The organism is Aquimarina acroporae (assembly GCF_023195925.1).
Lineage (GTDB): Bacteria > Bacteroidota > Bacteroidia > Flavobacteriales > Flavobacteriaceae > Aquimarina > Aquimarina acroporae.
In genome coordinates this window covers 283,632-297,179 of sequence record NZ_JALPRE010000003.1, presented here as the reverse complement: position 1 = coordinate 297,179, position 13,548 = coordinate 283,632, and the positions used below count along the sequence as shown (strand labels likewise).

7 protein-coding genes are annotated in these 13,548 nt (G+C 35.7%); 4 read left to right on the top strand and 3 right to left on the bottom strand.

From position 1 onward, the window contains the following. Positions 1–137: 137 nt before the first annotated feature. Positions 138–638 carry a DUF456 domain-containing protein gene (locus M0D21_RS05875; protein WP_248327521.1) on the bottom strand — a complete coding sequence of 167 codons (501 nt, stop codon included), beginning with the start codon at positions 636–638 and terminating at the stop codon, positions 138–140. Positions 639–802: 164 nt separating this feature from the next. Between M0D21_RS05875 and M0D21_RS05870 the strand changes: the two genes are divergently transcribed. The 4 genes from M0D21_RS05870 (at position 803) to M0D21_RS05855 (ending at position 5,452) form a co-directional block, all read left to right on the top strand. Next, positions 803–1,267 carry a hypothetical protein gene (locus tag M0D21_RS05870; protein ID WP_248327520.1) on the top strand — a complete coding sequence of 155 codons (465 nt, stop codon included), beginning with the start codon at positions 803–805 and terminating at the stop codon, positions 1,265–1,267. Between the two features lie 210 nt (positions 1,268–1,477). Then, positions 1,478–1,837: a BlaI/MecI/CopY family transcriptional regulator gene (locus M0D21_RS05865; protein WP_248327519.1), complete on the top strand. Its 360-nt coding sequence runs from the start codon at positions 1,478–1,480 to the stop codon at positions 1,835–1,837. Between the two features lie 99 nt (positions 1,838–1,936). Then, positions 1,937–4,228, top strand: coding sequence for a M56 family metallopeptidase (locus tag M0D21_RS05860; RefSeq protein WP_248327518.1), 2,292 nt, complete (start codon positions 1,937–1,939; stop codon positions 4,226–4,228). 69 nt (positions 4,229–4,297) lie between these two features. Continuing rightward, positions 4,298–5,452: a tetratricopeptide repeat protein gene (locus M0D21_RS05855; RefSeq protein WP_248327517.1), complete on the top strand. Its 1,155-nt coding sequence runs from the start codon at positions 4,298–4,300 to the stop codon at positions 5,450–5,452. 72 nt (positions 5,453–5,524) lie between these two features. Here the strand turns inward: M0D21_RS05855 and M0D21_RS05850 are convergent, their stop codons facing one another. Together M0D21_RS05850 and M0D21_RS05845 are read right to left on the bottom strand one after the other, a co-directional pair. Further along, entirely contained in the window at positions 5,525–9,928 is a 4,404-nt protein-coding gene (locus M0D21_RS05850; RefSeq protein ID WP_248327516.1) for a CBM96 family carbohydrate-binding protein, read from the bottom strand. Between the two features lie 272 nt (positions 9,929–10,200). Beyond that, positions 10,201–13,530, bottom strand: coding sequence for a PKD domain-containing protein (locus M0D21_RS05845; RefSeq protein ID WP_248327515.1), 3,330 nt, complete (start codon positions 13,528–13,530; stop codon positions 10,201–10,203). Positions 13,531–13,548 lie beyond the last annotated feature (18 nt).

The window sequence follows — 13,548 nt, the reverse complement described above, 5'->3', positions numbered from 1 at the left end:
TAAAAATGTTGTGTTGTCTCACACTAAGTGTGAGTGGTTTAGTAGTAAACCAATGAGAAGCTTTTCCATATAAATTGGAGAGGCTTTTTTTAATTTGTAACCCCGTTGTAAAACAGTAAATACCCCTTTACCCTAATTTAAAATAACTCTCCCCAGTGATCCCATACTTTTTGAATATACAGTACTAAGAATACAATAGACACGATTAACTTTATAAAGGTACCCGCCAAAAAGCCTATAAATGAACCAAATGCTGCTTTTAGGGCTTTAGAAGTCTCACTACTATCTCTAATAAATTCTCCTATAAAAGCCCCCGCAAAAGGGCCGATGATAATCCCAAAGGGGCCTAAAAACAGGATCCCTACCATAAGCCCAAGAGAACTACCTATCATACCGTATTTGGTACCACCAAACTTTTTGGTCCCAAGAGCCGGAACTATATAATCTAAGACCCATACCAAAATTGAAACCCCTAGAGTAATTCCTAGAAATTTCCAATCTTGAGGAAAGACACTCGTAAAATGTAAAATCAACAAACCTATCCATGAAGTAAATGGACCAGGTAAAACCGGAAGAAAGCTTCCCACTATACCTAATAAGCAAAAAATGAAACCAATAATGATCAATACGATATCCATTCTCCTTGTGTTAATTTATTATTATTATTTCGTGATTTATTTATGATAAAATGGTTAATTCTAGCGAAATAAGGTTTTTCCATATACATACTTCATACACTATTACCTTTCTTTGTAGTGCTATATCACTAAACCAAAATATGTAATAAAACTACCCCAAAATTATGAAATCTTTTTTTGTATTTGCTGCTACTATATTGATTAGTACAGTTTCATTTTCGCAGAGTAATCACTTCACAACCAAAAAATGTAAAGAGGTTACCAACGAACGGGTACGAAGAGATTGTATTATTAAAGAAATACAAGCTTTCGTTGATTCAAATTATGATATTACAGCTATCTCTGCTGATGCAAAACCCGGAGCTAATCGGGTATATACCAGGTTCAAAATTGACAAAAATGGTAAAATTGTAGATATTCAAACTAAATCTACAGCTTTTCCTCTAGAAGTAGAAGCGATAAGAGTTTTAGAATCGTTCCCTAAACTTATTCGTCCCAAACAAAAGAAGAGCGAAGAAATAGTAACTATGGAGGAAGAAGTTTTTACCCTACCTATTGTCTTCAATGTAAATAAGACAGAAATAGATATGGATTTAAACACTGGAGAACGTTTAACCGACAACCAGTAGATAAACCAAAAGTATTTCTTTCTAGGCAACAATATTACACAACATTAAAATAGGAGAATTACTTTTCTGTTGTAACACCAACAACAGTTTTTTTTATTTTTTTCAACTAAAAAATTAGTTGCAACTAATTTTTTAGTTATATTTACAACATAGATCTTAGTAGATTTCTATGATTTAAAAATATACAAACCTTTTATTAAAATAAATTTCATGAAACAACTCACCAAAGCTGAAGAAGAAGTAATGCAATTGTTATGGCAACTTGATGAAGCTAATGTAGCCGCTATCATTGAACAGTTACCTGAGCCAAAACCTGCTTATAATACTATATCTACTATTATCAGAATTTTGGAAAATAAAGAGTTTGTTTCCCACCGCAAACAAGGCAAAGGATACATTTATTTCCCTCTTGTTAAAAAAGAAGAGTACAGCAACCAATCCCTTAACAAACTCATGAATAATTATTTCAATGGATCTTTTAGGAACATGGTTTCTTTTTTTGTTAAGAAAAATGATATGGATATCAAAGACCTAGAGAGCATTCTAAAAGAACTAGATCAAAAAAAATAGACATTACTTATGCTTAGTTACATTTTACAAACCATACTATTTCAGTTATTGTTCCTGATTTGTTACGATCTATTTCATAAAAAAGATACATTCTTCAATATGAATAGAGGGTACTTATTACTTACCTCGGCTATTTCACTGATATTACCTTTTATAAAGGTAAAAACCATACAGGATAATATCCCAGAGCAATATATAATGGAATTACCTACAGTATTTCTCAACACTACTCCTGGTCAGGCTTCATACGTTATTGAATTGAAACACACTGCAGAAAGCACTAGTCCTATGTTTGATAATATTAACTGGTGGTTAGTCATATACTTAGCAGGAGCTGTTTTTATGCTTTTCAGGTTCCTAAAAAGATTAATCTACTTAAAAAAACTTAGAAAAACCGCTATAGCAAATATTACTGAAAAGTATATCATATACTACCTCCCGAACTCTAGAGATGCCTTCTCTTTCTGGAAAACGATTTACCTGGGAGATTCAATCGACCCTAAAGAGAAAGAACAAATACTCACTCACGAACTGGTACATCTGGAGCAGTTACATACTGCAGATCATTTGTGGTTCGAAATCTTAAAAATAATTTTTTGGTTTAACCCATTGGTGTATCTGTATCAAACAAAAATAACCACTTTACATGAATATATTGCAGATTTTAAAAGCGTAAGTATACTAGGAAAAAAGAAATATTATCAACAGTTATTAGCGATTGTTTTTGATGCAAAAGACATCGAATTTATTAATCAGTTTTTTAAGAAATCACTCATCAAAAAACGCATACAAATGCTCCAAAAATCGAAGTCAAAAGAAATTGTAAAGATTAAATATTTGGCTGTTGTACCTGTCTTATTGGCTATGGTAACTTTTTCTTCATTTTCAAACAAAGAGGTTTCTAAAAAATTCACAAATACACTTATTCAGGTACAAGAAAATGACTCAATTGATACTGTATTAAAAAAGAAATTTGAGAAAGAGTTGTCTCAAATGATCATTAATAAAGCTTCTCTTGAAGAACTTCGGAACAAAGTTTCTCTTCGAAATAAAAATGGTGATATCTCAAGAGAAAGTTATATTAGATCTCAGGTATTCATGAGGCATATTGTTCAACAAAACATAAGCTCCAAAAAAAACAACAACCAATTGTCTGCTCAAGAAGAAGAGGACGCTCAACAACTTCTTAAACAACTAAATAGATCTTATGATCAATTTATGAAGGATAATAAAAATAGATCTTCAACTTCGGCTGATAATATTTCGTCTCAAAAAGAAGTCCCTTTCGGACAAATAGATAAAGTACCGGCAATGCAGAGTTGTGAAGATGTTGTTGAGAATACAAAAAGAAAACAATGTGTCTCTGAGGAAATCAATAATTTTGTGAATTCAAACTTCAATATTGAAGCCATTAAGCCTTATGCGACCCAAGGAATAAATCGTATTTATGCACGATTTAAGATCGACACTACCGGAGCTGTGGCAGATTTACAGGTTAGAGGATCTTCTGCTGAGCTAGAGAACGAAGCTAAACGTGTAATTAGTTTATTACCTAAAATGACTCCTGGCGAAGATGATGGTGAAAAGGTTACTGTGCTCTATAGTTTTCCTATTGTATTCAACATAGCGTCGTCTGGCGAGTCGAAACCTGTTTCAAACAATAATTTAGCAGTTAAAGATAGGATCACAAGGTTTGAAGATTTTACTGAAGAAGAAAATGAATGTCTAAACGCTGCATCGCTATCTCAAAAAAGTCTTGATAATTATCTCAAAATAACTACAGATGAGAGAGAAGTTATTATTCATTTAGTTGCTATTGAAAACGAAAAAGTTATTCGCAAAGCTCATCTTAAAAAAAGAAATACCTATCTCCTTAAAAACATTCCCGAAGATATCTATCGAATTGATATTTCCTTTGGAGAAGAGTATGTAGAACAGACTGTAAACGGTATTTGCACTGGGGCCTTCAAAAAAGAAACTATTTTTGAAAAAGGTACAGACAGACTCAACTTCCATTCTGTAAGAACTAATGATGGAAAAATTGTTCTCCCTTCATACTCCTATTCGGTCGAATCAAAAAAAGATAAAACAGATAATAGTCAAGAAGAAGAAAAAGTTCTAACAGATCAATTGTCAGATATCAAAGGGCATACCATTGAAATGGGATACTACCTTATTACCAACATATTTAAACATGACGACTACTTTCGAAAAGGCGTTAAAAAACTACAACAAATAGGATTGCAACCTCAGCATTTCAAAAACCCAAAAGATGGTTATATCTATGTATATCTAGCAAAGTATAATACCCTCCAGGATGCCAAAGCAAAACTAAACTCAGGTTTTGACGGACAGTTTGATGGTGACATGTATATTTTAAAAATTAAATAAAATTCTCCTTTCGTAATGTTTGATTCTTTAAGAAAAAAAATAATCGTTTCTTTTCTGACGGTACCCTTTATGCTTAGTAAAATAGAAGCACAATCGACAACTTTACAGGTTGCAGATAGTTTATATACCGTTGGAGAATACTCTAACGCTATTAAAAAATATATGTCTATTGATACCAAAGATCAATATACCTTATTACAAATAGCAAAATCTCATAAAGCAAAGGGAACCTATGGTGATGCCTTGGAGTTTTATAGAAAATCAGTTTTAAAAGACACTTCGAATAGCATTGTTTCTCTGGAGTATGGTAAGTTACTTATGACTACCAAAAAATCATCTCTGGCCGATAGCGTATTTACAAAACTAGTAGCAAAACACCCGCAAAATCCTAATTTCCTATATAATTTGGGGTTAACCAAAGAAACCCTTAAGGATAGTGTTTCTATTCAATTTTACAAAAAAGCATTTGACCTTGATAACTCTCATCAAAAAAGCTGTTACAAAGTGGCTAAACATTTTCTTCAGCTCAGGGAGTATGATAGTGTTGCCAAATATGCCAATATAGGGTTATCTCATTATGAAAACAATGTTGAGCTCATTAGTATATTAGGGCAAAATTACTTTAGAAAAGAAAGGTTTGACAAGGCCATTCCTTATTTCTTACAACTTATAGAACTTAATTACAAAAGTGAATTTATATATCGTTCATTAGCTATATCATATCACAAAGAGTATGAATATAACGATGCTCTAAAATACTATAAAACACTTCTCACCTATGATAGTCAAAATGCAAAGATTTATAATACTATTGCCGAAATTTACAGTAAACTTCAAAATCACAGTGAAGCCGAAAAGAACTATCTTATCGCTATAGAGTTACTAAAATACGACTTAGACAAAGAATATTATCGTTTGGCTATGTCTTGTAGGTTTCAGGATAAGTGGGAAGAAGCTATTGGATACATGAAGAAAGCTCTAAAGGAAAACCCAGATAATTTTTCTGCTCAATATGAATTAGCCGTTTTTGCCGATGCATATTATAAAGATCCCGAAAAAAAACTCTCATATTACAATAGATACATACAGAAATTTGGCCAAAAAGATTCTTCTCCAAAAGATAAGAAAAGAAGTTTTATGCGTTTTTTTGAGGAAAAAGTCCAAAAAAGAATTCATCAATTAGAGCAGGAAATAACTACCAGGGATAAGCACAAAAAGCAATGACCATTTATCTTGAAAACCAAAAAGGGTTGCTTTTTACAGCGACCCTTTTTTATTCATCTTTTATCCTAATTGTTATTGCTTGATTATTTTCTTAGTAGAAATAACTTGGTTGTTTTTATTTTGCTCAATAACATTTAAAATATAATATCCCGAAGGCAACTCACTAATATCAATAGTGTTTTGACTATCAGAGAACTTCACTTCTTTTTGAAGAACTCCAACCGAATTAAAGATCTTAATCGTTGCACCATTCGTTACGCCCGATACATTAATACTGTTTATTGCCGGATTAGGAAAAGTTTTAATTGTAGATATTTCCTCTACCGTTTCTCTTTGAGCCAAACTAACTGGCGCCGAAGAATATGTAAGTATAAGTTCAGGTTTTGCAATGGTTGCATTCTCTTTTGAAGCAAAAGCAAAATCATTACCCGAAGTCATATTCATAACCAATGAAATTTGGTTCCCAGAAATTGCACTTGCATCCAAATTGATGGTTTTTTCATCTCCTAAACCAAAATTAGCATCTAAGCTCCCCAGTAAAGCACCCGTAGAAGGTCTGTTTGCATTAGAAATGTTGGTTTCTGTCCAGCTATTTGATGCACCTTTATGGATAGTTAGATTCCCACTACCAGGATCAGAGACCACGTTAAATTTCAATTTGGCATCTATAACAGTTCCACTGATAGCAGAAAGATCAAACATTAAATAAGCTGTTCTCTTGTTTGCTTCTACTCTTACAATTACTTCATTATAACTTGAAGACCCTTGCGTATAGGCATCATGAACCGGGGTTAAAGCCACTGTTTGTTCTACAGGTTCTACTTTGGTAGTAACGACCTTATCTACATTAAACAAATACCCCGTAGCACCTTTATACAACAATCTGAGCGTTTTTTCTCCAGAAGACAATGAAATATTGGCTGTATACTTTTTATAGTCATGCCATTGACCATTAACAGGTATAGCGATACTACCAATTGTACTATTGCCTTCAACAATATCTATAGTTCCTCCTGCCCCTGCACTTGAAGCATAAATATCAAAAGTATATTGACTTGCCGAAGCAACATTAACCAGATATTCTGTATAGTCGCCATCTTTTATAAACCCTAAATTTTGACCCGAACTTGCAGGTGTATTCTCTACCCGAACACTTCCAGATTTTGTAGTAAAACTTTCAGTTTCAAAACTACCTGGTATTGCAATAGTTGCTGGAGGTGGTGGCGGAGTATTATCCTCTACCTGAATATCTACAGCTGCAGATGTAGTTGTAGCTCCTCCATTATCTGTGGCCTTCGCAGTAACAGAATAATTTCCTGGTGTGGTAATTGTTGTAGTTGTCTCATAAGGAGCTTGGTTTTCGGAAGCCACTAAATTTCCATTTACAAAAAACTCAACCTTAGCAATTGTTCCATCACTATCAGAAGCATTTGCGGTAAGTGCAATATTTGCACCTGTTTGATAAGAATCACCATTACCAGGAGAAGTAAGACTTACCTGAGGAGCACTATTGTTTCCTCCACAATCTACTAATACTTCAGCGGGACCTTCTCCTGATGGTTTGGTATACGCTTTAGATAATACAAACTTATCCATCTCAAATCCATCTTCTCTCATCGAGAATGAAATGGTATGCACACCAGCTGTTGGCACATTAATGAAGATCTTTTCTGGCTCTCCACAGTGATTTGCACCAGTACGTTGTTTACTCTCCCAGGTCCACTGATTTTTACCGGCACACCATTGCATACGTTGTCCAGAAGCAGGCCAGTTTCCATCGATACCTACATGCACTCCATTATCTTCAGATCCGGTAGAATGTGCTCGTACCCAAACAAAATATTTACCTGGATTGGTAAATTTCACCTTATAATTGATGATTGCTACTTGACCAGGTGTATTAGAAAAACTAACACCATTCTCAAGAGGGTCAGAATGTGTAACTCTGGTATCTGGTAAAATTTCTAAGTACCCGCCTTCACTTGCTCCGCTAGCATGATTAGCATCTGGATCTGGTGTTGGTGTTCCTGTAGTACTTGCATCAAATGCATACCATTGTCTATTGGTAGTCTTCGATTGACTTGCAAAGTGCTCAGCTTCTACGGCTACCACTCCATTTTGCTCCAAAGCAACGCAGTCTCCGTCTGAGCCACCATCGCCTCCGTTTCCACCTCCATCATTACATTCTAACTCTAAGATCAATTTTGGAGCTACAGTACCTTCTTTTGATGAAAAAGAAACATCATTACCTCCAGTTTGTTTAACGATAAGGGAAATAGTTTCTCCTGGAGTAACCCCAGACAAAGTCCATTGATACGACTGACCTACACCATAAGAAGTATTAAGAGATCCCAATTTGGCTCCTTCTCCTGGTTTATTTCCATTAGACAAATTAGCTTCTGTCCAATTGTTAGAAGTTCCTTTAAATACTTCTATTAAACCGCTACCACTATCTGAAGATACCGTAAGTTCTAATTTTGCTGCAGTTACTGTTTCGTTGGTAGATGGAACTGTGAATTTAAGGTATGAAACCCTATTACCACTTTCTACTCTAAGATCACCATTATTAAACAAGGTATTTCCTTGTAGATACGCATCTTGAGAAGCTACTGCAATCTTAGTATTGTCGCATCCACCGCCGTTTCCGTTTCCATCTTTGCTTGTGATTAAAGCTACCCAGTCATTATTATCTGGAGCTACCAAATTACCACCTAAAGTAGTTTTTGCAGTAAGATTACCTCCTGCACGCGGATTGTACCATTGTACATCATACTTACTGTTTCCAGCTGGTAAGCTAAGTCCGGTAGCCCCTCCATTAGGTCGATATACGGCGTATACATTCCCAGCTTTGGCCAATACATAATCATTACTGTCTGAAGTAACACCATCAGAGCTAACCATTTCTACCATAACTGATTGTAGATGATCATTAAAGAACTTTAGAGCATAGCCTCCTTCTTTGTATTTCTTACCTCTTTTTCTGTGATCATTACCGTTGATATCACCATCGTCATTGGTATATCCACTATAGTATTCTACTCCGGTTCCTCCAGCCATAAGAGTTCCCCAAAGTACTCTATGTCTCACTTCTTTGTCTGAGACCCTTACTCCTGTAGATGCAGGACCTTGCTCATCATTGGCCACTACCCATCTTTTACCGGCATTTCTTGATTTCTCTAACCATCTTTTCACATCGTTGTGTACATTGTTCTTTCCAGTTTGTATCGATGCTCCGGTTAGATTAGAGTTATTTCCTAATAATGGGTTATAACGCTGATCTTGCTGATTAGGATAGGTATGTATTACAATATTATGATCATACGGATCTACATTTTTGATATATGTAGCTGTAGCTTTGGCCACGTTATCTGTTAATGTAGTTTCTTCGGTTAAGTTCCAATTAAGTGCTAAGTGGTGCGCAAAACGAGCGATAAGTTCGCGATAGTATAGCTTTCTTTCTCTACCAAAGCCATTCCCATCCATTTTATTGTCGTTCTCGGTCTCCATGGTTTTAAAATGCAGGTAAACTCCTTTTTTATCTGCATACTCCATGATCTTTTCCCATTGAGCAGTTTTTGAAACATCAAAACGATCGTGATGTACTTTATTCCATTGTTGGCCTCTAGGTGTGTTTCCGTATTCTTGTTCAGAGACTTTTAATACATGAGGAAAAACTGCTCCACCATCTCCATCGGTGTTCCAAGTTAGGAACGACATTACATTAGCCCCTTCTCCAGAAAGATAATTGATCACCCCAAGCATTTCGGTACCTTTACCTCCATTCCAGGTATAGGCACTTGCATCTGCTGCTACATAATCTCTTTGGTGAGGTTGCCAGGTTTTACTTCCTATCTTATTCAAATTGTTATTAAAACTTGGCGTAGCATCAAAATCAACATAGTTTAAAGCATTTTCGGGTGAGTCTGCCCCGGCCTTAACAAACCATGGCCCATTTGGATTTGCTGGGTTGGTTCCTACATGCTTTAAATAATGTTGTCCTACATACTTTAGTCTTCCTAAGTCTTTACTTCTGAAATCTCTTCCAGATTTATCAGATTCTGCCACATTGAAAGATCCAGTAGCTCCGTTCATAAAGCCAGCTCCTGATCCTCCTCCATTTATAGCAACATTTGATCCTGACTTAAAAGATACAGACCATGACCAAGTTCCTGTTTGATCCGGCGCAAAATGAACTCTCCATTTATTTCCTGAAGCACAACCATTATTAGCAGCATTCCCACATGCTGCAAAATAACCCGGCACTTTATAGCTTCTATTACTACCCTGATGGGTAAATGTTACTTCCAGATTATAGTCTGAAAAGGGATTGGGGTTCGCAGTTTCTGATGTGTTAGGCCCATTAAACGTTAATGTAACCTTATGCCATCTTTTCAATTCTCCTTCTGGTGTCTGAGCTTGTGTTAAAAAACCCAGCAGAAAGAATGCAATTAAGCAATTGAGTTTAGTAAGTTTCATAATTAAATTTATTCTAGTTAAATGTATAATTTGTGAGTTAGTAATTATTTTAATGACTTAACAAATCATCATAACTAGGGGTAGATTTTGAGGTGCCCTCACCTCTTGAATTTTATCTATTTGGTCACTTTTATTTGATTTTAGATTTGGAACGAAAACTAAAGTTACACTTCACAAAGTTGATCATTGCAAGAAATTAAAATTTGAAGCATAGCTGCTAGAATTCGTTCCATATGAGTTAGTATTTGTTTTTGAAATTTTTCTTTTTCAATCTACTTTATAATCTGTTTTACGGTCACCTGATTTCCTTTTATAATCTGAACGAAATAGACCCCTTTTCTTAATTGGCTAAAGTCTAAGCTGGTAAAATCTATATTTTCATGAATCTGTTTTTCCTGGAATATTTTTCCTGAAAAATCGATCACTTTTATCGTTGCATTTTTAAAAGTATTGTCTGTATTAAGTTTAAGTTCGCTCACCACAGGATTAGGAGAAACAACAATGCTTGTATTTGCTGCTATGTTTTGAACACTTACCGGCTCTACTCCCCAAACTAAGCTCCCGTTTAAGTACAATGTAATTTTATCGTTTACACTATAACTATTTGATAATGGGTTATATGAGTAATCATCGGTTTCGTCAAAAGAGGACCAATTTGCTTTGGCAAAACGAGCCTGAATAGGTCCCGAATTCTGAAGTGCATCGACTCCACCGGCAGCCGGATCAAACGAAATTTCGAGATAATTCATTCCATTTGCTTCAGCAAAGGTTCCGTTTACAAACCCTGCTCCTAATTGTGCCCAATCACACCAAAAATTAAGATTATTATTTTCTTCCGAAGTAAACCAATACCTTATCGTAAGATTATTGTAAGCAACCGCTTCGCTACCGTTATTTACGATTTGTAAATGAGGGTTAATCATATTGTCGTTGGCATTTCCGTTTCCTCCTTCTCTATACTCCACACTAAGGTCTGACAAAACAGGTATTGTATGTACTTCAATATTAGTAGTGGTAGTATCTGTTCCGCCAATTCCGTTATTCACTGTTAACTCAACGGTAAATATTCCCGCCGTGGTAAAAGTATGTGTTACTTGCTGTCCTGTAGCACTAGTTCCATCTCCAAAATCCCAGGTATAGGTAAGTGCATTTCCTCTAGGATCTATAGATCCCGAAGCATCAAAGGTAACTTCAAAAGGAGCTACGCCGGTAGTTGCACTTGTTGCAATACTTGCCACTGGGTTTTCAGTTGTAATTGTAATAGTTTTGGTAGCCGCATCTTCTAATTTACCATCGCTAACAGTAAGGATAACTTCAAACGTACCTTCCTCGATATACTCATAGGTAGTTGTTACTCCTGTTGCTGTTGCGCCATTACCAAAATCCCAAGTATAGGTTAGCGCATCATTGTCCGGATCGGAAGAACCCGAAGCATCAAAAGCAATAGTGACTGGAGCAATACCGGTTTCATTATCGTTTACAAATGCGGCAACTGGTCTTTGATTTGGATCGATTACAGTAATCACAATTGTATCGGTATCGGTATTACCACTGGGATCAGCAACGGTAAGAGTAACCAACTGATCTCCAAAGTCGACAAACTCATGATCGATTGTCACTCCGGTTTTAGTAATTCCATTACCCAAATCCCAAGTATAGGATAGTGTATCACCATTTGGATCTGAAGACCCAGACGCATCAAAAGTAACGGTTAACGGACCATTTCCTGAATTAACAGAGGATGTTATCTGAGCTATTGGAGTATCGACCGTAGTACCTGGTTCTATACCGCTAACCAACTTCCCGTTTAAGTACAAAGCAACTTTTTCCCATGGAGCAAAGTCCTTTTTGGTTCCATCATATGAATAATCATTAGACTGATCTGTATCAGACCATGTACTATTTGCAATTTTAGGTTCCATTCTTCCTGAACCATCATTTCTACCCAAAACTCCTGCAGCAGGATCAAAGGTAATTTCCAAATAGTGCATATTACCTCCTGTATTTACGATATTACCTTTCACATTTTCACTTCCTATCATTGCATAGTCCATAAAAAAGCTAAGCGGCTTATCCTCTTCTGTTTCAAACCAATAGCGTATACTTAAATCTGCATACGAAACATCTTGAGACGAATTATTAAATAGCCTAAAATGTGGTTTAATTACATTACTTATGGTTCCTGAAGAAGCATCTTTATACTCAACGGTTAATACGCCATCTCCTCCAATTTCTATATTTCGGGGTGTAGATTCCTTTTTAATACCATTTATCCCAGTAGCCACCGCAGTGATCCTATATTGTCCATCTGGCAATCCTTGCAAATCGAGTTCGTATGGCGCAAAAACATCTTCACCTACTAACTCTCCGTTACTAAAGAATTCAACTTTAGCAATAGTATTATTTTCATTTAGAAGATTAGCTTCAACATGCACCTCGCTACCTGAAACAAACTTGTCACCAGATTTGGGAGAAAGCAATGAAAGATAAATCGCCTCTCCTCCAGACATTTCTTCCATTCGTAAGGCATGCTCTTTATAAATAGCCACTTCTACATCTCCTTCAAACACTGCAAATTTATCTCTGGGGGTATTATTGTCTGGAAACCACCAGAATCCACTTGCACCAATTTTATTTTCTTCAATAAAACTGTACATCTCTTCCCACCATTCAAAGCGTTCCTGTATTTCTACATTAAACTCACCTATATACAATGGTTTTTTTATAATATTGTGCGATTCATCTGCCCATTGGGCCATAAGTTTCATAGTTTGCTCCAAAGTAAAATTAGACCAGCTTTCTCTTATGTAGGGGTGAGCAGAAGTAAAATCTACATAAGGAGATTCATGAATTTTAATAAAGTCATTTCCCTCATCACCTCCAAAACCATATTTCAAACCATGAGCTTCCAGACCAGTACCTAGCAGATGATTAGGGTCTATGGTCTTGATAAATGCTCCCATCTCATCTACCCAGGCTCTTAAAGTTTCTGAAGCTAAATCATCGCCAAACCCTTGATATCTGGGTTCGTTCATTAGTTCCCATGCTAAAATGGTAGGATCGTTTCTATATTCTACTCCGTCATAATGATTTACTCTAGTAATAAAATATTCTACATAATTCTTATACCCTTCTATAGCAGACCTATTTGTAAAAAACTGCCCCTGATCATGAATTCCTGCACCTTGCACATCAATTCCTTCCCACTTTAAACGATCTTTTATTCCTCCGTAATCGTTCCAATAATTTTCAAGGGCGACTATTAGTTTAATCCCATTGGCTTCAGCTGATTTTACCACATAATCAAACAAGGAAAATTGGCCTTCGCTATACACTCCTTTTTGAGGTTCAAAACCATGCCAGTCTTCATGACTAAATCCCCATAAACGTACTACTCGAATCCCGTTTTTATAAAGTCTTCGCATATGTTCATCGATACGATTTTTATCCATAAACTGTGTTTCTATATCTCCGCTAGAAGATCCATAAGTAAAAAAATCATAGACATTGGCTCCTGAGAAATAAAATGGCTTTCCGTCGAGCATGAATTTATCTCCTTCGGTATATACAAAACCAGGTGGAGGGGTCAATTGAGCGTTCATAAAACTCACATTTAAAAT

Bases quoted from the DNA above. Each gene is read 5' to 3' on its own strand.
- M0D21_RS05860 (WP_248327518.1), top strand. From the start codon at position 1,937: ATGAATAGAGGGTACTTATTACTTACCTCGGCTATTTCACTGATATTA.
- M0D21_RS05845 (WP_248327515.1), bottom strand. From the start codon at position 13,530: ATGAACGCTCAATTGACCCCTCCACCTGGTTTTGTATATACCGAAGGA.
- M0D21_RS05865 (WP_248327519.1), top strand. From the start codon at position 1,478: ATGAAACAACTCACCAAAGCTGAAGAAGAAGTAATGCAATTGTTATGG.
- M0D21_RS05870 (WP_248327520.1), top strand. From the start codon at position 803: ATGAAATCTTTTTTTGTATTTGCTGCTACTATATTGATTAGTACAGTT.
- M0D21_RS05850 (WP_248327516.1), bottom strand. From the start codon at position 9,928: ATGAAACTTACTAAACTCAATTGCTTAATTGCATTCTTTCTGCTGGGT.
- M0D21_RS05875 (WP_248327521.1), bottom strand. From the start codon at position 638: ATGGATATCGTATTGATCATTATTGGTTTCATTTTTTGCTTATTAGGT.
- M0D21_RS05855 (WP_248327517.1), top strand. From the start codon at position 4,298: ATGCTTAGTAAAATAGAAGCACAATCGACAACTTTACAGGTTGCAGAT.